At 63.9% G+C, this 20,164-nt stretch carries 19 protein-coding genes and 1 tRNA gene; 13 read left to right on the top strand and 7 right to left on the bottom strand.

The features are described from left to right. Nucleotides 1-41 precede the first annotated feature (41 nt). Nucleotides 42-1,361 carry a YihY family inner membrane protein gene (locus PMO31116_RS03410; protein ID WP_150565445.1) on the top strand — a complete coding sequence of 440 codons (1,320 nt, stop codon included), beginning with the start codon at nucleotides 42-44 and terminating at the stop codon, nucleotides 1,359-1,361. Here the strand turns inward: PMO31116_RS03410 and PMO31116_RS03405 are convergent. From PMO31116_RS03405 to PMO31116_RS03395, 3 genes are read right to left on the bottom strand one after another with little or no spacing between them, the layout of a single operon-like run. Further along, nucleotides 1,358-1,681 (bottom strand): Mpo1-like protein, encoded by a 324-nt coding sequence (locus PMO31116_RS03405; protein ID WP_150565444.1) that lies wholly within the window; start codon nucleotides 1,679-1,681, stop codon nucleotides 1,358-1,360. The genes PMO31116_RS03410 and PMO31116_RS03405 overlap by 4 nt on opposite strands. Nucleotides 1,682-1,717: 36 nt before the next feature. Then, a complete protein-coding gene (locus PMO31116_RS03400; protein WP_150565443.1) occupies nucleotides 1,718-2,533 on the bottom strand; it encodes an alpha/beta fold hydrolase in 816 nt (271 codons plus the stop codon). Beyond that, a complete protein-coding gene (locus PMO31116_RS03395) occupies nucleotides 2,530-3,837 on the bottom strand; it encodes an O-acetylhomoserine aminocarboxypropyltransferase (RefSeq protein ID WP_150565442.1) in 1,308 nt (435 codons plus the stop codon). The genes PMO31116_RS03400 and PMO31116_RS03395 overlap by 4 nt, the downstream gene beginning before the upstream one ends. A gap of 412 nt (nucleotides 3,838-4,249) precedes the next feature. On the opposite strand from PMO31116_RS03395, the gene PMO31116_RS03390 reads away from it, so the two are divergent. The 3 genes from PMO31116_RS03390 (at nucleotide 4,250) to aroC (ending at nucleotide 7,890) form a co-directional block, all read left to right on the top strand. Beyond that, nucleotides 4,250-4,705, top strand: coding sequence for a CBS domain-containing protein (locus PMO31116_RS03390; protein WP_023595494.1), 456 nt, complete (start codon nucleotides 4,250-4,252; stop codon nucleotides 4,703-4,705). After that, on the top strand, nucleotides 4,702-6,621 hold the full coding sequence (locus PMO31116_RS03385; protein ID WP_150565441.1) for an MFS transporter: 1,920 nt from the start codon (nucleotides 4,702-4,704) through the stop codon (nucleotides 6,619-6,621). The genes PMO31116_RS03390 and PMO31116_RS03385 overlap by 4 nt, the downstream gene beginning before the upstream one ends. A gap of 165 nt (nucleotides 6,622-6,786) precedes the next feature. Further along, nucleotides 6,787-7,890, top strand: coding sequence for a chorismate synthase (gene aroC, locus PMO31116_RS03380; RefSeq protein ID WP_150565440.1), 1,104 nt, complete (start codon nucleotides 6,787-6,789; stop codon nucleotides 7,888-7,890). 117 nt (nucleotides 7,891-8,007) lie between these two features. On the opposite strand, the gene PMO31116_RS03375 is transcribed toward aroC, so the two are convergent. Then, nucleotides 8,008-8,325 carry an MliC family protein gene (locus tag PMO31116_RS03375; protein ID WP_150565439.1) on the bottom strand — a complete coding sequence of 106 codons (318 nt, stop codon included), beginning with the start codon at nucleotides 8,323-8,325 and terminating at the stop codon, nucleotides 8,008-8,010. 164 nt (nucleotides 8,326-8,489) lie between these two features. Next, on the bottom strand, nucleotides 8,490-10,160 hold the full coding sequence (locus PMO31116_RS03370; protein ID WP_150565438.1) for an electron transfer flavoprotein-ubiquinone oxidoreductase: 1,671 nt from the start codon (nucleotides 10,158-10,160) through the stop codon (nucleotides 8,490-8,492). A gap of 178 nt (nucleotides 10,161-10,338) precedes the next feature. Between PMO31116_RS03370 and PMO31116_RS03365 the strand changes: the two genes are divergently transcribed. The 3 genes from PMO31116_RS03365 (at nucleotide 10,339) to PMO31116_RS03355 (ending at nucleotide 12,937) form a co-directional block, all read left to right on the top strand. After that, on the top strand, nucleotides 10,339-11,115 hold the full coding sequence (locus tag PMO31116_RS03365) for an SDR family oxidoreductase (protein WP_150565437.1): 777 nt from the start codon (nucleotides 10,339-10,341) through the stop codon (nucleotides 11,113-11,115). Between the two features lie 178 nt (nucleotides 11,116-11,293). Continuing rightward, on the top strand, nucleotides 11,294-12,343 hold the full coding sequence (gene dctP / locus PMO31116_RS03360; RefSeq protein ID WP_150565436.1) for a TRAP transporter substrate-binding protein DctP: 1,050 nt from the start codon (nucleotides 11,294-11,296) through the stop codon (nucleotides 12,341-12,343). A 180-nt stretch (nucleotides 12,344-12,523) separates the two neighbouring features. Then, nucleotides 12,524-12,937 (top strand): acyl-CoA thioesterase, encoded by a 414-nt coding sequence (locus PMO31116_RS03355; RefSeq protein ID WP_281350082.1) that lies wholly within the window; start codon nucleotides 12,524-12,526, stop codon nucleotides 12,935-12,937. 44 nt (nucleotides 12,938-12,981) lie between these two features. Here the strand turns inward: PMO31116_RS03355 and PMO31116_RS03350 are convergent, their stop codons facing one another. Continuing rightward, entirely contained in the window at nucleotides 12,982-13,527 is a 546-nt protein-coding gene (locus PMO31116_RS03350) for a PAS and helix-turn-helix domain-containing protein (protein ID WP_023595502.1), read from the bottom strand. Between the two features lie 212 nt (nucleotides 13,528-13,739). Here PMO31116_RS03350 and PMO31116_RS03345 point away from each other — a divergent pair, with 212 nt between their 5' ends. Beyond that, nucleotides 13,740-14,438: a CoA transferase subunit A gene (locus tag PMO31116_RS03345; protein WP_023595503.1), complete on the top strand. Its 699-nt coding sequence runs from the start codon at nucleotides 13,740-13,742 to the stop codon at nucleotides 14,436-14,438. Between the two features lie 23 nt (nucleotides 14,439-14,461). Next, entirely contained in the window at nucleotides 14,462-15,100 is a 639-nt protein-coding gene (locus PMO31116_RS03340; protein ID WP_023595504.1) for a CoA transferase subunit B, read from the top strand. Nucleotides 15,101-15,285: 185 nt separating this feature from the next. On the opposite strand, the gene PMO31116_RS03335 is transcribed toward PMO31116_RS03340, so the two are convergent. Next, nucleotides 15,286-16,077, bottom strand: a complete 792-nt coding sequence (locus PMO31116_RS03335) for a 3-hydroxybutyrate dehydrogenase (protein ID WP_150565434.1) — start codon at nucleotides 16,075-16,077, stop codon at nucleotides 15,286-15,288. Between the two features lie 160 nt (nucleotides 16,078-16,237). On the opposite strand from PMO31116_RS03335, the gene PMO31116_RS03330 reads away from it, so the two are divergent. From PMO31116_RS03330 to PMO31116_RS03315, 4 genes are all read left to right on the top strand, one after another. Beyond that, on the top strand, nucleotides 16,238-17,116 hold the full coding sequence (locus PMO31116_RS03330) for an alpha/beta fold hydrolase (protein WP_150565433.1): 879 nt from the start codon (nucleotides 16,238-16,240) through the stop codon (nucleotides 17,114-17,116). A 64-nt stretch (nucleotides 17,117-17,180) separates the two neighbouring features. After that, nucleotides 17,181-17,537 carry a RidA family protein gene (locus PMO31116_RS03325; protein ID WP_023595507.1) on the top strand — a complete coding sequence of 119 codons (357 nt, stop codon included), beginning with the start codon at nucleotides 17,181-17,183 and terminating at the stop codon, nucleotides 17,535-17,537. A gap of 46 nt (nucleotides 17,538-17,583) precedes the next feature. Next, a complete protein-coding gene (locus tag PMO31116_RS03320; protein WP_246185113.1) occupies nucleotides 17,584-19,887 on the top strand; it encodes a RelA/SpoT family protein in 2,304 nt (767 codons plus the stop codon). 108 nt (nucleotides 19,888-19,995) lie between these two features. Beyond that, nucleotides 19,996-20,072, top strand: a tRNA-Val gene (locus tag PMO31116_RS03315). The last annotated feature ends 92 nt before the right edge of the window (nucleotides 20,073-20,164 follow it).

Here is a 20,164-nt window from a genome sequence, read left to right as displayed (position 1 = left end):
AGGCCTGTTGTGCGTCGCCGTATTTCTTCGAGGAGCCCGATTTGCCCAAGGTACCCCGCGTCAACTGGAACAACGTTCGACAACTGCTGCGATACGCATTGGCGCGAGCGCAGGACGACCGGATTCCGCAAGTGGCGGGAAGTCTCACGTTCACCTCGATTCTGTCGATCGTGCCGCTGTTTGCCGTGACATTCGCGCTGTTCACGGCCTTTCCGATCTTCAACTCGTTCCGCGACGCGTTGCAGGGGTTCCTGCTCGAGCACCTGATGCCCGAGAGCGTCAACGCGCAGATCTTCAAATACCTGAACCAGTTCGCCTCGAAGGCGACGGGCCTGACGGCGTTCGGTCTGGTCGGTTTACTGGTGACGGCCGTGCTGACGTTGATGACGATCGAGTCGGCGTTCAATGTCATCTGGCGGGTGCCGCGACCGCGCCCGCTTGCGCAACGCCTGATCATCTACTGGAGTCTGCTCACGTTGGGACCGCTGCTGTTCGGCGTGAGTCTGTCGATCAGTTCGTACATCTTCACGCAGTCGATGTCGTTGGTGAGCACCTTGCCTCCCTCGGTGGCTTCGTTGCTCAGCCTGATCCCGCCAGCACTCACGAGTGTGGCGTTCATGCTGATGTACCTGTACATGCCGAATTGCAAGGTGGAGTGGCGCGACGCGCTCGTGGGCGGCATCGTCGCCGCCATTGCGTTCGATCTGACCAAGCGCGGCTTCGGCATGTACATTCGCCGGTTCCCGACCTACACGGCGGTGTACGGCGCATTTGCCGCGGTGCCGATTTTTCTGCTGTGGGTGTATCTGTCGTGGCTGGTGGCGCTGCTTGGCGCCACGATCACGTCGGTGCTGCCGGCGTTGCGTCTGGGGCATTTCCAGTATCCGCGGTTTCCCGGCAGCGACTTGCTTGACGGCCTGACGCTCATCCACTTGCTCAACCAGGACCGTGAAGCGGGCCGCGGCGGGCTGACGACCCAGCAACTTGCGCGCGCGATGCGCACCAGTCTCGAGCACGCCAACGACCTGTTGACGCGTCTCGAGCGAATGAGCTGGGTGGGCCGGCTGTCGATGCAGCCGCCCGCCGAGCGCTGGCTGCTGTTGGCGAACCCTCGCAAAACCACGCTGGCGCCACTTGTCGCGCAGTTGGCGCTCAACGTCGACGAACTGGCGCGGCAACTGGAGCGCCATGCGCTCGATGGCGCGCAGGTCGCCGCGATGCTTCGCGAGGGCAACTGGGATGTGCCGCTCGCCGACGCGCTACCGTGCGACATCGCCTCGGAAGACGACGCCGCGCAATGCGGCGATGCCGGTACCGATACCGCGAACGGGATGCGCGGCGTGGGTAATGCGGGGCGCTAAAGCTTGATTCGCCCGAGACAGATGTCCCGGAACATGACCCAATCGCCCATCAGGCTGTAGATCGGGTGACGAAAGGTGGCGGGGCGGTTCTTCTCGAAGAAGAAGTGCCCGATCCAGGCGAACGCGTAGCCGCACACGATGGCCCCGGCCAGCCACCCCATGTTGCCGGTCACGGCGAACGCCACGACAAAGGCGATCACCCCCCACGAACCGGCGAAGTGCAGCCGGCGGCAGACGGGATTGCGATGCTCGCCGAGATAAAACGGATAGAAGTCCGCGAACCGGGGAAACGCTGGTGCACTGTCGTGGGTATTTCGCATGGCGAACCTCCTCGCTTCCTTGTGAGGACGACGCGTTCAGTGTCGCACGAATTGCCGGAGCGCATCGAGCAGGGCATCGGGCTGTTCGGTCATGATGGCATGCCCCGCGTCGACGACGGTGACGCTCACCGGCGCCCCGGCCGCGCGCAGCGCGTCGAGCAGCCCCTGCGCGGCGCGCGGAGGCGTCATCTGGTCGCGTTTGCCCAGCACGGCAAGTACCGGGCACGTCACGCGCGCGGCGGCGTCGGCGCCTTGATCGTATCGATTGCAAGCCTCAAAGTCGGTGAGGAAGACTTTCGCAGGATTGCGCTGCGCGACGCGCTCCATCAAACGCTGATTGACGCCCCGGGTCCAGAAGCCGGGCCCCGGCGCCGACGGCTTGGCGGCCAGCGTGCCGTGCGACCAGGCGTTGACGAGCGCGATGGCCTCCGGCTCCCGATGCGCGGCGGCGTCCAGCAACGCGTCGGCCACCTTCATCGGATAGGCCGTTCCCACCAGGGCGATGCGCGTCACCCGCGCCGGATGCCGGGCGGCGGCATCGAGCGCGATCAACGATCCCATGCTGTGTCCCACCCAGGTCGCCTCGCGAACGCCGGCGGCATCGAGTACGGCGACGACGTGATCGGCCATCTCGCCGATCGTGCGCAGCGGCGCGCCGTTGCTTCGGTGGTGGCCGGGCAGATCCAGCGCGAGCACGTTCATGCCGTGATTGGCGAGATAGCGGCTCTGTAGCCCCCAGACGCTGTGATCGTGCTGCGCGCCATGCAGGAACACCACGGTGGGTTGCCCGGGCTGGATCGGCTTGCCTGCCGTGTAGGCGTAGACGTTGCTTCCTGCGATCTCGAAGTTCATCGGGCATGCCCCCGGGAAGCGGATTTGACGGCCGCCTTCAGGCCGCGGTTGAGATCCTGAATCAGGTCGTCGGGGTCTTCGAGGCCGATCGACAGCCGTACAGTCCCCTCGCCGATGCCCGCCGCCGCCAACGCCGCAGTGTCCATGCGGAAGTGCGTGGTCGAGGCGGGATGTATCACGAGCGAGCGCGCGTCGCCAACGTTGGCGAGATGCGAGAACAGCTGCAGCGACTCGATGAAACGGCGTCCGGCTTCGCGATCGCCCTTCAGATTGAAGCTGAAGACGGCGCCCGCGCCGCGCGGCAACAATTGCTTGGCGAGCGCGTAATCCGGATGCGATGGCAACTCCGGGTAGGCCACGCTCGCCACCGCGTCGTGGCCGGCAAGGAATTCCACGACACGACGGGCATTCTCGACGTGCCGCGCCATTCGCAACGGTAACGTCTCGATGCCTTGCAGCAGTTGCCAGGCCGCCTGCGGATGCAGGCAGGCGCCGAAATCGCGCAGGCCCTCCCGTCGCGCGCGCAGCAGGAAGGGCGCGACGGAGTTCTCTTCGGCGAAAACCATGCCGTGAAAGCCGTCGTACGGTTGCGTCAGCTCGGGAAATTTGCCGCTTTTGTCGAAATCGAAGGTGCCTGCGTCGATCAGCACGCCGCCGATCGTGGTCCCGTGACCGCCCAGAAACTTGGTGGCGGAATGGTAGACGAGATCGGCGCCATGATCGAACGGTCGGATGAGCCAGGGAGTGGTGAAGGTGCTGTCGACGAGCAGCGGCACGCCGGCGTCGTGCGCGATCTGCGCGACGCGTGGGATATCCAGGACGTCGAGGCCCGGATTGCCGAGGGTCTCGCCGAAAAACAACCGGGTCTGCGCTCGGACGGCGGCGCGCCAGCCATCGATGTCGCCGGGTCGCACGAACGTCGTCTCGATGCCGAAGCGCCGCATCGTGTAGTGCAGCAGGTTGTGCGAGCCGCCATACAGCGCGCTCGACGCCACGATGTGCGATCCCGCACCCATCAGCGTGGCGATGGCGAGATGCAGCGCCGCTTGCCCGCTTGCCGTCGAAATGGCGCCGACCCCATTCTCCAGCGCGGCCATGCGCTCCTCGAACACGGCGTTGGTCGGATTCGAGATGCGCGAATAGACATGGCCGGCGCGCTCCATGTTGAACAGTGCCGCAGCCTGGTCGGCATCCGAGAAGACGAACGAGGTGGTCTGGTAGATCGGCGTGGCGCGCGCCCCCGTGGCGGGGTCGGGCGCGGCCCCGGCGTGCAGGGCGAGCGTGTCGAAGTGCGGTACGGACATGTCGAAGAGGGCCTCGCGGTTGGCTTGACGTTGACCTGACGTTGACGCTTGACGTGGACTTTACGTATACGGCAATCCTAGCATCCCCTTCGTCGGCGGCGGCACGCTTTGCGGCTTGGATCAGGGAAATTGCGGTGTTGTCCGATGCCGCACATGCGGCGATGTCCGAACCATGCCCCGGCACCGGCCGAAAACCCGCGTCGCACGGTCATGTGCGCGCCAATTGCCTTTCCTTTTCAGACGCTTTCCGATAGCATCCATTGAACAGGTTCCAACCATTATTCATACGGAGACAGCGGCGTTCGCGCCGGCGCTCCGTCTCGCAAGCCGAAGTCTGGGCGAAGTCCGGCAATACGTTGCGCGGCAGCGTTTCGCCACGATTGCCCGAGCAACACAATGAGGAGTGTGTGCCATGCGTGTGTCTGACATCCTGAAAGTAAAGGGCAACACCCTGTTCACCGTGACACCGGAGACGCCGCTTGCCGACGCCGTCGACACGATGGCAGAGCACGACATCGGTTCGCTGGTCGTCATGGAGTACGGCGATCTCGTGGGCATGCTCACGTTCCGGGAAATCATCAACACGATCAGCAAGAACGGCGGCACCGTCGGTGGCTCCACGATCCGCAAGGTCATGGACGATCATCCGCTCACGTGCACGCCGGAGACGGATGTGAACGAAGTCCGTCGCATGATGCTCGAGCGCCATGCCCGTTACCTGCCGGTGATGGACAACCGCACGCTCATGGGCGTGATTTCCTTCTACGACGTGGCTCGGGCGGTCGTCGAGGAGCAGTCGTTCGAGAACCGCATGCTCAAGGCGTACATTCGTGACTGGCCTGCCGAGGAAGCGGAAAGCGCCAAGTGAGCGAGGCCAGCCAGCGCGGGGCACGCGGCGAGGGCCACCAATCACGACTGTTGAAACAACGGCGCTTCGCGCCGTTTTTCTGGACGCAGTTCCTGGGTGCAATGAACGACAACGTGTTCAAGATCGCGTTCACGTCGCTCGTCACCTATCACGCATCGCTGTTTCAGGACGTCGACGGAAAGACCGCGGCGTTTCTGATCTCGGCGATCTTCATCGCACCGTTTCTGCTGTTCTCGGCCACGAGCGGTCAGATCGCCGACAAGTGGGACAAGGCGCGCCTGATTCGCTTCGTCAAGACGCTCGAGATCGGCATCATGGCTGTGGGCGCTGCCGGATTTCTCTGGACAAGTGCACCGCTGCTGTACCTTTGCACGTTCCTGATGGGCCTGCATTCCACGCTTTTCGGGCCGGTGAAGTACGCGTATCTTCCCCAGCATCTGGCCAATCATGAGCTGGTCGGTGGCAACGGACTGGTGGAGATGGGCACGTTCGTCGCCATTCTGATCGGCACGATCGTGGGCGGCGAGCTGGCCGGCACGGGGGCGGGGGCGTTGCCGTGGATCGGCGGCGTGTGCCTGATGCTGGCGGTGCTCGGGCGTTTGGTGTCGACCTGGGTGCCGCAAACGCCAGCAGCGCAGCCGGATCTGCGCATCAACTGGAACCCGTTCACGGAAACGTGGCGCAACCTCCGCATTGCGCGTACGGATCGGGCCGTTTTTCAAAGCCTGCTCGGCATCTCCTGGCTCTGGTTCCTCGGTGCCACGTTTCTCGCCTCGTTCTTCAATTTCGCGCACGACGTGCTCGGTGCCGACCCAAGCGTCGTGACGCTGTTGCTCGCGATGTTCTCCGTGGGCATCGGCGTGGGGTCGCTGCTGTGCGAACGACTCTCGGGCGGGAAAGTGGAGATCGGGCTGGTGCCTTTCGGTTCGATCGGCATGACGGTGTTCGCCGTCGATCTGTACTTCGCGAGCCGGGGCGGCACGCCGGGCGGCGCGCTCCAGTCCGTGGGCCAGTTTGTTGCGCAACCAGCGCACTGGCGCATTCTTGCCGATCTGTTCCTGCTCGCGATGTTCGGCGGGTTCTACAGCGTGCCGCTGTACGCATTGATCCAGAGTCGAAGCGCGCCGTCGCATCGCGCACGCATCATTGCCGCGAACAACATTCTCAACGCGCTGTTCATGGTCGTGTCCGCGCTCATGGCAATGGCGCTGACCAAGGCGGGCTTCACCGTCGATCAGTTGTATCTCGTCACGGGCATCCTCAACGCGCTGGTCGCGGTCTATCTCTATACGCTGCTGCCCGAATTCCTGATCCGTTTCGTCATGTGGCTGTTGTTGCACACGGTCTACCGCATCGAGGTCAAGGGGGCGGACAAGATTCCGCACGAAGGCCCGTGCGTGCTGGTGTGCAACCACGTGAGCTTTGCCGATGCGGTGGTCATCGGCGCCTCGATCCGGCGTCCAGTCCGTTTCGTGATGGATCACCGAATCTTCCGCATTCCGGTGTTGTCGTGGTTTTTCCGCACCGTAAAGGCGATTCCGATCGCGCCCGCGCACGAGGATGCCGAGGGGTTGGAACGCGCTTACGAACAGATCGCTGCGGCGCTGGAAGCGGGGGAGGTGGTTTGCATCTTCCCCGAAGGCAAGCTGACTGCCTCGGGGGATCTGCAGGTGTTCCGGCAAGGTGTGCGCCGCATCATCGAGCGCACGCCGGTGCCTGTGGTGCCCATGGCGCTGCGCGGCCTGTGGGGCAGTTTCTTCTCGCGGCACGGTGGGGCCGCCATGACGCGCCCGTTCAAACGCGGCGTGCTCAACCGCCTGGAGCTGGTGATCGGCGAGCCGGTTGAACCGGCCCAGGCGTCTCCCGAGGCGCTGCGCGACAGGGTTCTCGAGCTTCGCGGCCCCTGGCCGGTCTGACCGGCGGGGTACGGCGCACTACGAATGCGCCGGTTCGGCCATCGGATGGTTCTCAATATGCCGTCGTTTGTCCGATTGGCGTCACGTTATGCCGCAAGGGGCGGGGCGATGCGGCGGGATCGCTGGCATAATAGGGCTTTCCCGTCCCACCCGACCTGATTCCGTATGTCTGGCAATACGCTTGGTACCCTGTTTACCGTCACCACTTTCGGCGAATCGCATGGCCCGGCCATCGGCTGTGTGATCGATGGCTGCCCGCCGGGAATGGCGCTTGCGGAAGCCGACATTCAGCACGAACTCGATCGCCGCCGCCCGGGTACGTCGCGTCATGTCACGCAGCGCAATGAGCCGGATGCCGTCGAGATTCTGTCCGGCGTGTTCGAGGGGGTGACGACGGGCACGCCCATCGCGCTGCTGATACGTAATACCGATCAGCGCAGCAAGGACTACGGCAATATCGTCCAGACGTTTCGTCCGGGGCATGCCGACTACACCTACCTGCAAAAGTACGGCGTGCGCGACTATCGCGGCGGCGGGCGCTCCTCGGCGCGCCTCACCGCGCCGGTCGTGGCGGCGGGCGCGGTGGCCAAGAAGTGGCTCGCCGAACGGTTTGGCGTGCAGGTGCATGGCTGTATGACGCAACTGGGCGACATCGAGATTCCGCAGACCGACTGGTCGCAGGTGTCGCAGAATCCGTTTTTTGCCGCGGACGCGAGTGTCGTCCCGCGACTTGAAGCGTATATGGACGACTTGCGCAAAGCGGGCGACTCGGTCGGCGCGCGACTTCGTGTGGTGGCAACGGGGGTGCCGGTTGGGCTGGGCGAGCCGTTGTTCGACCGTCTCGATGCTGACATCGCTCACGCGATGATGGGGTTGAATGCGGTCAAGGGCGTCGAGATCGGCGCGGGCTTTCGCAGCGTGACCCAGAAGGGCTCCGAACACGGCGACGAACTGACACCGCAAGGGTTCGTCGGCAACAACGCGGGCGGTATTCTCGGCGGGATCTCGACGGGGCAGGACATCGATGTTTCCATCGCGATCAAGCCGACCTCGAGCATTCGTTCGCCGCGTCGCTCGATCGATGTGGACGGACAGCCGTCGACGGTGGAGACATTCGGTCGCCACGATCCCTGCGTGGGGATTCGCGCAACGCCGATCGCAGAAGCGCTGCTGGCCCTCGTGCTGATCGATCATGCGCTTCGCCACCGCGCGCAATGCGGCGACGTGCATGTGAACACGCCAGTCATCGCGGCACGAGCGCCAGAGTGATGGTGGTGTGACGCGAGAGCGGGCCGTGCCGAAGGCACGGCTCAAGACCGAGCTCGAGCGTGGCCGTCAGCGCAAAACGCCAGACCGATTGTCTGGCGTTTTTTCATGCAAGCGCGCTTACTCTCGACATTGCGTGATCGGGCGCTCGTTCCCGGCGGTGTACAGGGTGCCCTCGGGACCTTTGCTCCACCACACCAGCGTGCGGCCCACGTGCTTTTCTCCGCTCGCGGCACGCGCCGGCTTGAGCACCTCGCGTTTGCCCATCCAGTACAACGTGACATCGCCACCGAGATGTTGATCGTCGTAGACGACCAACGCGACGTGCTGGTTGTCGCACAGGTAGGACACTGACTTCGCCTGGACCGCACCACAGCTCAGCGCGAGTGCGCCTGCCAAGGCGGTGCCCGAGCGCCATACGGAAGTTCTCGACATCATGCCTCCTCGCCATTGGCGTGGGTTCGGAATCCGTGAGACTGCCGTGCGGGCGCATCGGTTGCAGGCACGATGGCGTGTGCGACGCCAAGCGCGAACCTGTCGCCCCGCCGCGAACCCGATCCGGCAAACGAATACCGCCGGGCGAACCGGCGGCAACTCACGTTTTACATGTTCGGGTAGTTCGGTCCGCCCCCCCCCTCCGGCGTTACCCACACGATGTTCTGTGTCGGGTCCTTGATGTCGCACGTCTTGCAATGCACGCAGTTCTGCGCATTGATCTGCAGACGCTCGGAATCGTCTTCGTTCCTCACGAACTCGTACACGCCAGCCGGGCAATAGCGTTGCTCAGGCCCTGCGAACTCGGCCAGGTTGATACCGACCGGCACGCTCGGATCCTTGAGCGTCAAATGCGCCGGCTGGTTCTCTTCATGGTTGGTGTTCGAGATGAAGACCGACGACAGGCGATCGAACGTGAGCTTGCCATCCGGCTTCGGGTAGACGATCGGTTGGCATTGCGCCGCCGGCAGCAGGCATTCGTGATCCGCCTTCTTGCGGTGGATGGTCCAAGGCATCTTGCCGCCCAACAGCTTCTGCTCGATGCCGGTCATGAGCGTGGCGACCGTGAGGCCCTTCTTGAACCACTGCTTGAAGTTGCGCGCCTTGTTCAGCTCTTCGTGCAGCCACGACTGCTCGAAGGCTGCCGGGTAGGCCGTGAGTTCGTCACGTTGACGCTCCGCGGCCAGGGCGTCGAAGGCGGCGTCGGCCGCCAGCATCCCGCTCTTGATCGCGGCGTGACTGCCCTTGATGCGGCTCACATTGAGGAACCCCGCCTCGCAGCCGACCAGCGCGCCACCCTTGAAAACGAGCTTCGGCAGCGCCAGCAGACCCCCGGCCGTGATCGCGCGCGCGCCATAGGAAACGCGTTTGCCACCTTCCAGGAAATGGCGAATCGACGGGTGCGTCTTGTATCGCTGGAATTCCTCGAACGGCGACAGGTACGGATTGCTGTAGTCGAGGCCGACGATGAAGCCGACCGCAACCTGATGATTCGGCAGGTGATAAAGGAACGAGCCGCCATACGTTTGTGCGTTGAGCGGCCAGCCGGCCGTGTGAATGACCAGACCTTCCTTGTGCTTGGACGGATCGATCTCCCACAATTCCTTGATGCCGAGTCCATAGGCCTGCGGATCGCGTCCTTCGTCGAGGTTGAACTTGCGCATCAACTGACGGCCAAGATTGCCGCGCGCGCCCTCCGAGAAGATCGTGTACTTGGCGTGCAATTCCATGCCGAGCTGGAAGTTTTCCGTCGGCTCGCCGTCCTTGCCCACGCCCATGTTGCCCGTCGCCACACCCATGACGGCGCCGTTCTCGTCGTACAGGATTTCCGCGGCGGGGAAACCCGGGAAGATCTCGACGCCGAGTGCCTCGGCCTGCTGGCCGAGCCAGCGCACAACGTTGCCCAAGCTGATGACATAGTTGCCATGATTCTGGAAGCATGCCGGCAGCAGCCACGACGGGGTGGAGGTCGCGCCCGTCTCGTTGAGGAACAGGAAGCGGTCTTCGACGACGGGTGTGTCGAGCGGTGCGCCAAGCTCCTTCCAGTTGGGGATCAGCTCAGTCAGGGCGCGGGGGTCCATGACGGCGCCAGAGAGGATGTGGGCGCCGATTTCCGAGCCCTTCTCGAGCACGCAAACGGAAATCTCCTTGCCGGCTTCCTGGGCGCGTTGCTTCAAACGGATAGCCGTGGACAGGCCGGCCGGACCGCCGCCGACAACGACGACGTCATATTCCATCGACTCCCTCGGGCCGTACTGCTCAAGCAGCTTCGGATCCATTGATGCTCCTGTTATAAACGTTAGAATTCGTGGGTGCGGCCATTTTCCGGGAATGGGGAACACCTCGCAACCGCATATTAATAGCACGATCGTTCGGTATGGTAGGTAGGAAGCTCTAGCGGCGTGCCTCGCGGCAGCGCCGTCATTCAATGGCGATCCGGGTCCGAGGGAGAAGACGATGGGGCGTTCGCTGAATCTGGAAGGCAAGGTGGCGATGGTCACCGGCGCGTCGAGCGGACTCGGCATGCAGTTTGCCAAGGTCCTCGCGCAGGCCGGTGCGAAGGTCGTGCTGGCCAGTCGCCGCGTGGAGCGGCTCAAGGAACTACGTGCGGAAATCGAGTCGCAAGGCGGCGCTGCGCATGTGGTGCCGCTGGACGTGACCGACTACGACAGCATTCGGGCGGGCGTGGCACACGCCGAGACCGAAGCAGGCGCGATCGACATCCTCATCAACAACTCCGGGGTTTCGACGCAGCAGCGGCTGGTCGACGTCACGCCGCAGGAGTACGACTACGTACTCGATACGAATACGCGCGGCGCATTCTTCGTCGCGCAGGAAGTCGCCAAACGCATGATCCGGCGTGCCAAGGGCGATCCGCTGCGTCAGCATCGGATCATCAATGTGGCGTCGGTCGCGGGACAGCGTGCGATTTCCATGCTCGGCGTGTACTGCGTGAGCAAGGCGGCGGTCATCCACATGACGCGCGCGATGGCGCTCGAGTGGGGGCGTTTCAACATCAACGTGAACGCCCTTTGCCCCGGCTATATCGATACCGAGATCAACCACGAGCACTGGCAGACCGATGCCGGTCGCAAGCTGGTGCAGATGTTGCCGCGCCAGCGCGTCGGTCAGCCCAGCGATCTCGACGGATTGATCCTGCTGCTTGCGTCGGACGATTCCCGATTTATCAATGGCTCGATCATGACGGTCGACGACGGACTGGCGGTCGGCTGAGCGCCGTGGTGGCGCGTTCGGCGCGCGTTTGCCGATTGCGCAGGCTCGCTGCATTGCGGCAATCGGGGATTGTCCGAGGCAGCCAGCCAGATGACCTCGAGCGCATAATTTCACGACGCTCACGGGATCGCAAAGGGCGTCGTGTTGACGTCGGATCCCGAATCATCTCGAGGACACCATGCGTAATCAAGGCTGGCGGGGGCTCGTTGGAGTCGCGCTTGCCCTCGCCGCAATCGCGTTGCCGGTCGGCGCGCAACCTTACAAGTCGGAATATTCGCTTTCCATCGTGCCCGATGCCGGCACGCCCTGGGCCAAAGGCACGCAGCTCTGGGTCGACATGGTGCGCGAGCGCACGCGCGGACGCATCAACATTCGACTGCATCCGGGCGCGGCGCTCGTGGGCGGGGATCAAACGCGCGAGTTCACGGCACTGCGCCAGGGCGTGATCGACATGGCCGTCGGGTCGACGATCAACTGGTCGTCGGCGATTCCGGAGTTCAACGTTTTCTCGCTGCCGTTCCTGCTGCGCGGCTACCGGTCGCTCGACGCCCTCACGCAAGGCGAGGTGGGCCGCGAACTGTTCCGCCGCGTGGAAGAGCAGGGCGTCGTGCCGCTCGCCTGGGGGGAAAACGGATTCCGGCAACTGAGCAATTCGCGTCGCGCCATTCGCACCCCTGAGGACATGCGCGGATTGCGGTTTCGCGTGGTCGGTTCCCTGTTGTTCAACGACATCTTCACGTCGCTGGGGGCGGTGCCCACGCAACTGACCTGGAACGAAGCGCTGCGCGCGCTCAAGTCGCGCAGCATCGACGGCCAGGAGAACCCGATCACGGTCTACAACTATGTACGACTCGACACGCTGGGGCAGCGCTACGTGACCGTCTGGGACTACGTGGCGGACCCGATCCTGTTCGTGGTGAATCGCCAGGTCTGGGACAGCTGGTCGCCGCAGGACCGCGACATCGTGCGCGATGCGGCGATCGAGGCGGCGCGTTTCGAGATCACGCTCGCCCGTGAAGACCTGCTCGGCAACGGGCGCGGCACATGGGACGACCTGGACGCCCGCGGCGTGAAGGTGACCCGGCTCACGCCGGAGCAGCGCCAGCGCTTCGTCGATGCCACGCGTCCCGTCTACGCGAAATGGAAGTCGCTCGTGGGCCGAGATCTGGTCGAGAAAGCCGAGGCAGCGGTCAGGGACGACGGCGTGGCCGTCGGCGCGCGCAAATAGGGTCGGCGTCCCGACTCGGACTTGTCTCGAGCCGGGGTGCCGACATTCCGAAAATGCGGACTTGCGTGGGCTGAGACCGCCGCCTGGCGCACGCCGCCCCATCCGAAGCGCTACACTTCGTTCCCATGGCGCCCTGTCGATTCACGGCAGGGCGTCGATTTTCAACATGGGGAATTTGTTGTGTCGTCAGAATACAAAGAAGTCTTTCGCATGAGCATGCCCATTCGCTGGGGCGATATGGACGCGTTCGGCCACGTGAACAATACGGTCTACTTCCGTTACATGGAGCAGGTGCGGATTTCGTGGCTTGAGTCGCTGGACATCGCCTCGGAGGAGAGCTCGACGGGCGAGGGGCCGGTGATCATCAACGCGAACATGACCTTCCTGCGCCAACTGCGCTATCCCGGCGATATCGATTGCCGCATGTTCATCGGCACGCCGGGGCGCAGCAGCGTCGATACTCGCTTCGAGCTGCGACGCGCCGACACGCCGGACGTGCTCGTGGCGCAGGGCGGGGCGAAGATCGTCTGGGTGAACTACAGGGAAGAGAAGTCGGTGCCGCTGCCCGACGAGGTCCGTGCGCTGATCGGCTGAAACGGCCGGGCAGGGCGTCGCGCGTCCTGCCCCTTCGCTTTCGGTCAGTTGCCGAGCAGGCGCTGCACGAGCTCGGTGGCAGTGCCAGCGCCGTACTTCTGCATGAGGCGCGCGCGATAGATGTCTACCGTGCGCGGGCTGATGTCGAGAATCTTGCCGATTTGCTTGCTGGTCTTTCCCTGAACGAGTTGCGCCGCGATTTCTCGTTCACGGGCGGTGAGGGCGACGGCGACCCGACGTGTCGCGGAAATGTCCTCGAACGTCCAGAGGCCGGCGGCGTGAGGGTCGTTGACGTCGAGCGAGCGTCCGGTGACGTGGCACCAGAACAATTCGCCGCTCGCGCGGCGCATGATGCGCTCGTCCGAATACACGCCCTGAGCGGTCATGATCGGGGGAATGCGCTCGCCGATGCGCTCGAACTCTTTCGGCGAAGGGTACAGGACCTGAAACGACTGGCCGATGAGCGCTTCGGGTTCGTAGCCGAAGATCTTGCCGAGCTGACGATTGCAGTCTTCGATGATGCGCTGGCGCGATATGACCAGGCCGACAGGCGCAATGTGAAAGGCAGTCTGGTAGTCGAACGTCGGCATGGGGGCAATACGGATCCGGTCGGGTCGTGCGCTGCGGCGCGCCGCGCGGGAAGATATGTAATTTGACGTATTGTGCCCCATTTGCGGCCCACAGTAAGCTCTATGATTGCATGAGGGGTGCACTCACGGGGTTTCCACGGGGCGGCACAAGCCTCGCAACGTGCGCGAGCGCGGCATAATTTCAATTCTCAACCGAGGGAAAGGGACAAACGATGAACAAGGTATACGCCAGCGCCAAGGAGGCGCTCGCCGGTGTCGTCGCAGACGGGCAAACGCTCGCCGTCGGTGGCTTCGGCCTGTGTGGCATTCCGGAGGCCCTGATCGCTGCGTTGCGCGACTCGGGCGTCAAGGGGCTCACCTGCATCAGCAACAACGCCGGGGTCGACGGCTTCGGTCTGGGGCTGCTGCTCGAGACGCGCCAGATCAAGAAGATGATTTCCTCGTACGTCGGAGAGAACAAGGAGTTCGAACGCCAGTATCTTGCGGGCGAGCTCGAGCTGGAATTCACGCCGCAGGGCACGCTCGCCGAAAAGCTGCGCGCCGGTGGCGCCGGGATTCCGGCGTTCTTCACCAAGACCGGTGTGGGCACCGTGGTTGCCGAAGGCAAGGAAACGCGCGAGTTCGATGGCGAGACGTACGTCATGGAGCGCTCGCTGCGTGCCGACGTGGCGCTGGTCAAGGCCGCCAAGGCCGATCGCGCCGGTAATCTGGTCTTCAACCGCACGGCCCGCAACTTCAACCCGGTGGCCGCCATGGCCGGCAAGATCACTATCGTCGAAGTCGAGGAATTGGTGGAGACCGGTTCGATCGATCCGGACGATGTGCATCTGCCCGGCATCTTCGTTCAGCGCATCGTGTTGAACGCGCATCCGGAAAAACGCATCGAACAGCGCACGGTACGTGCCAAGTAAGCGCCGAGATCAAGGAGATAACCATGGCATGGAATCGTGATGAAATGGCCGCACGCGCGGCGCGCGAGCTCGAAGACGGCTTCTACGTGAACCTCGGCATCGGTCTGCCCACGCTCGTGGCAAACCATGTGCCCGAAGGCATGGAAGTGTGGTTGCAATCTGAGAACGGCCTGCTCGGTATCGGCCCGTTCCCGACGGAAGACGAAGTCGACGCCGACATGATCAACGCTGGCAAGCAGACTGTGACGACGCTGCCGGGCTCATCGATATTCTCCTCGGCCGATTCGTTCGCGATGATCCGCGGCGGTCACATCAACCTGGCCATCCTCGGGGCGATGCAGGTCAGCGAAAAGGGCGACCTCGCGAACTGGATGATCCCGGGCAAGATGATCAAGGGCATGGGCGGTGCGATGGACCTGGTGGCAGGGGTCGGTCGTGTGGTCGTGCTCATGGAGCACGTCGCCAAGGGCGACGCCCACAAGATCCTCAAGAACTGCGACCTGCCGCTCACCGGCGTGGGCGTGGTCAACCGCATCATTACCGATCTCGGTGTGATCGACGTGACGCCGGACGGCCTGAAGGTGGTGGAATTGGCGCCGGGCGTCACGAAGGAGGAAATTTCGCAGAAGACCGGGGCACCGCTCGACACGAGCGCTGTCTGACACTTTGGCGACGTGTCGGTCGCACCGTGCCATTCCCGGCACGTAGCGCTCGACACACAGCCTTGCTGAGGATCGTCGGGCCGTTGAACCCGGCGATCGGTGGAAGGCGAAGCGGGCGGGGGGATCCCCGCCCGCTTTGTTTTGAGGCGCGTACCCTGCGCGGTGCGCCCGAGGTCCGGCCAGCGTTACTGGGCGGCCCAGCCCCCGTCCATGTTCCAGGCGGCGCCACGCACCTGTGCGCCCGCGTCGCTACACAGAAAGACGGCAAGCGCGCCGAGTTGCTCGGGCGTCACGAATTCGCCGGACGGTTGCTTCTCGCCCAGCAGCGACCGCTTGGCCTCCTCACCCGAGAGATGATCGCGCGCGGCGCGGTCGTCGACTTGCTTCTGCACGAGGGGCGTGAGCACGAAGCCCGGACAGATTGCATTGGCGGTCACACCCGATTGCGCATTCTCGAGCGCGGTGACCTTCGTCAGTCCGACGATGCCATGCTTGGCGGCAACGTACGCCGACTTGCCGACCGAGCCCACCAGGCCATGCACCGACGCAATGTTGATGATGCGCCCCCAGTCGCGCCTGCGCATGCCCGGCAGCGCCAGTCGCGTGGTATGGAAGGCCGACGTGAGGTTGATCGCGATGATCGAATCCCATTTGTCCGTCGGAAAATCCTGAATCTCGGCAACGTACTGAATCCCTGCATTGTTGACCAGGATATCGACGCCGCCGAAGGTCGATTCGGCGTACTGCATCATCGCCTCGATCTCGCTAGCGCGGCTCATATCGGCGCCGTGGTAACCGATCTGGGCGACGGGGTGACCGGCGCGGGCAGCCGCGTCGGCAATGGCCTTGCGCGCCGCATCGGCGTCGCCGAAGCCGTTCGTGATCAGGGTCGCGCCCTGCGCGGCGAGCGCCTGTGCGAGTCCCAGGCCGATGCCGCTGGTGGAGCCGGTCACGAGGGCGATTTTTCCGTTGAGCATGGCGTTGACTCCGATCGATGCGTGGGGATGAGGCAGAGGCAGTCTCGATGCGGCGTGCCTGTCGTCGATCGATGCGGCCCTTGAGTGACCTCATTCTAGCTTACGGTTCGAGACAAGCGCGGTAGAATTCGGATCTGGAAATCCATCCAACGAGTCAGCCATGCCGAGCCAAGTGCCGCGTTTGTCGAGCGTTCAATGCCTGAGTCCGTCCGGATTGCATCGCATGGCGTATACGGAGTGGGGGGATCCCGCGAATCCCCGGGTCCTGGTCTGCGTGCATGGCCTGACGCGTTGCGGGCGCGATTTCGATGCGCTGGCAAAAGCCTTCGCCGACGACTACCGCGTGGTATGTCCTGATGTGGTCGGGCGTGGCCAGTCGTCATGGCTCACCAACCCCGCTGGTTACGTGGTGCCACAGTATGTTGCCGACATGGTCACGCTGATCGCGCGGTTGGGCGTTGCGTCGGTCGACTGGTTCGGCACATCAATGGGCGGGTTGATCGGCATGGGCTTGGCGGGGCTGCCGGACACGCCGATTCGCAACATGCTGCTCAACGACGTCGGGCCGCATATCGATGCGCCGGCGCTCGAGCGCATCGGCAAGTATGTCGGCATTCCGAAGCGTTTCGCGTCGATCGAGGAGGGCGCAGCGTACCTGTGGTCGATCTCGTCGGCGTTCGGTGCCCACACCCGTGAGGAGTGGCGCGCATTGTGCGAACCGCTGCTCAAGGCGGAAGGCGACGGCTACGTGCTTCGCTATGATCCGTCGATCGGCGCAGCCTTCTCGGCGATACCGGCCGAGGCGATCGCCGCAGGCGAAGCCATGCTTTGGGCGTCGCTCGCGGCGTTTCCCGGACGCACGCTGATCGTGCGCGGCGAGACATCGGACCTGCTCTCTCGCGCAACGCTCGAACAGATGTTGGCGCACGCGCAGCACGCGCGCGCCGTGGAAATCGCCGGTGTCGGTCATGCGCCCACGTTCGTGCATGCGGACCAGATCGAGATCGCACGCCGGTTTTTTGAGGGATATGCCGATTGACGCCCGCCCGAGCGGTGGAGCGGCGGCGAATCCGAAGACACAAGAACACGAGGAGTCTTACATCATGGCGGTACAACGTTTCTACGTCGAAAAGCGCTGGTCGGACATGGCCGTGCATAACGGCACCGTTTATCTGGCCGGGCAAACGCCTGACGATCGCTCGCAGGACATGGCCGGGCAGACGCGTCAGGTGCTCGCGCACATCGATCGTCTGCTCGCGGAGGCCAACAGCGACAAGTCGCTGATCCTTTCCTGTCAGATCTTCATCTCCGACATGAAGTACTTCGGTGAAATGAATCAGGTTTGGGACGAGTGGGTGCCGGCAGGCAATGCGCCCCCGCGTGCCACGGTGCAGGCGTTGCTCGCCGACCCTGCCATGCTCGTTGAAATCGTGGTCGTGGCGGCTCAGCGCGAGAGCTGAGCGCGCGACCCGCACCATCGGGGCGCTTGCCGCCCCGCGTTCCGACATGAACCAACATCAAGGACCGGCACCCACCGGACCGAATGCCCCGGCGTCAACGGACACCGTCAATCCGGCCACGGCCTCGGGGGCGGGTGATGCACACCTGCCCGCTACGCTCGACGACGCCCTTGCGTTTGCCGAGGCGCTGTGCGGCGAGCAATTGCTCTCGTCCGGCGAGCCGATCATGGCGCACGCGCGCGGCATGCTCGCGATTCTCGACACGCTGCGTGTGGACGAGGCGACGCATCAGGCGGCCGCCTTGTTCTGTGCCGTCGAGTTTTTACCGGATCCGCAAGCGACGCTGACCCAGAAGTTCGGCGCCGAGGTGGCGGCGCTCGTCATCGACGTGCGCAAGCTCCAGCGGCTCTCGGGCGCTGGCGCGCGTGCCGCGCAGGCCATGCCCAACGACGGGCGCGATCGCGATGCCTCGGCCGAGCGCAAGTCGCAGGTCGAAGGGCTGCGCAAGATGCTGCTCGCATTTGCGCAGGACATCCGCGTGGTGATGATCCGCCTCGCGTCGCGCCTGCAGTCGTTGCGCTGGTATGCCGCGCAGAAGATCGCGCCGCCCGAGGACATGCCCCACGAGGTGCTCGAGATCTACGCACCGCTGGCGAACCGTCTGGGCATCTGGCAACTCAAGTGGGAGCTGGAGGATCTCGCATTCCGGTTTCTCGAGCCTGTCACCTACAAGCAGATCGCCAAGCTCCTCGAGGAGAAGCGCGTCGAGCGCCAGACGTTCATCGAGGGCGCCATCCGGCGGCTTCAGGATGAACTCGCGCGCGCGGGTGTCAAGGCGGAGGTGTCGGGTCGCCCGAAGCATATCTACAGTATCTGGAAGAAGATGCGCGGCAAGGCCGTCGACTTCGCGGAGCTCTACGACGTGCGGGCGTTTCGCGTGATCGTCGACGACATCAAGGATTGCTACACGGTGCTGGGCATCGTCCACAACCTGTGGCAACCGATTCCGAAAGAGTTCGACGACTACATTTCGCGTCCGAAGCCCAATGGTTACAAATCGCTGCACACGGTGGTGATTGGCGACGACGGGCGCGCGTTCGAGGTGCAGATCCGAACGCACGAAATGCATCACTTCGCCGAGTACGGCATCGCGGCGCACTGGCGGTACAAGGAGGCCGGCCAGCGCGGCTACGGCGGCGCGTTTTCGGCCGGCGACGCTTACGACGAGAAGATCGCGTGGCTGCGTCAGTTGCTCGCATGGAAGGACGATGTGTCCGACACGGTTGGTGTTGAGGGTGCCGCGCAGCCATGGGAGCAACTCAAGCGCGCAACGATCGACGATCACATTTACGTGCTCACGCCTCAGGCCCGTGTGATTTCGTTGCCGCAGGGCGCCACTCCGGTCGACTTTGCGTACCATCTGCATTCGGAGTTGGGGCATCGCTGCCGCGGCGCAAGGGTCGACGGGGCGATGGTGCCGCTCAATACGCCGCTGCAGAACGGGCAGACGGTCGAAATCGTGACGGTCAAGCAGGGCGGGCCGTCGCGCGATTGGCTCAACCCGCAGTTGGGGTATTTGCAGAGCCATCGGGCGCGCCAGAAGGTGCGGCAGTGGTTCAACGCCATCGACCTCGAAGAGACGATCGCGCATGGGCGCACGCTCATCGACAAGACGTTGCAGCGCGAGGGCAAGACGTCGGTCAATCTGGAGGAACTGGCTGCGCGCCTGGGATTCCGGACGCCGGATGATCTCTATGCCTCGGTGGCGAAGGACGAGTTCAGTCTGCGCCATGTCGAACAGGCGCTGTCGGGCAATCTGCCTGGGCCGGAGCCGCGCGACGAAGACACGCTGGTAGCGAAGAAGAGTCTCGATACCAGCGTGACGCAGGGGGCCAAGAGCGGTGTGCTGGTCGTGGGGGTTGGCGCACTGCTGACGCAGTTGGCCAAATGCTGCCGCCCGGCGCCGCCCGACCCCATCGTCGGGTTTGTCACGCGAGGCAAGGGGGTGTCGATCCACCGCCAGGACTGCGCCAGCTTTCAGGCCATGAAGGCGCGCGCGCCAGAGCGGGTGATTCAGACCGCCTGGTCGGCGGACGTGCTCGAAGGTCGCGGTGTCGCGGCCTACCCGGTCGACATCCAGATCGAGGCGACGGACCGGCAGGGCCTGTTGCGAGACATCTCGGAAGTTTTTTCCCGGGAAAAGCTCAATGTGACGGGGGTCAGCACGCAGTCGCGAGGGTCCCAGGCGTTCATGCAATTTACCGTCGAGGTTCGCGACGGCGGGCAGTTGCAACGCGCGCTGGCACAACTCACGGGCGTCGCCGGCGTGGTGTCGTCCAAGCGTCGGTGAGGCGGGGGTGCCGCGCCAAAGCCTTGATTGGCGCGGTTTTTCGTCGGCAGGCACAATAATCGCTTGGCGATTGGTCGAAAGATTGCTAGAATCTCGTTCTCTTGCAGTAGGCTCGTAGCTCAGCTGGTTAGAGCACCACCTTGACATGGTGGGGGTCGTTGGTTCGAGTCCAATCGAGCCTACCAACGAATATTTGATGCATGACAGTCCGCGAGACCCCGCAGACACAGGCGCTGGAAAACACTCATGTTGAAGACCGCCCGAACTTTCACAGTGG

The sequence above is a fragment of the Pandoraea morbifera genome, assembly GCF_902459575.1.
Classification (GTDB): domain Bacteria; phylum Pseudomonadota; class Gammaproteobacteria; order Burkholderiales; family Burkholderiaceae; genus Pandoraea; species Pandoraea morbifera.
This window is presented reverse-complemented; position numbering and strand designations above follow the sequence as displayed.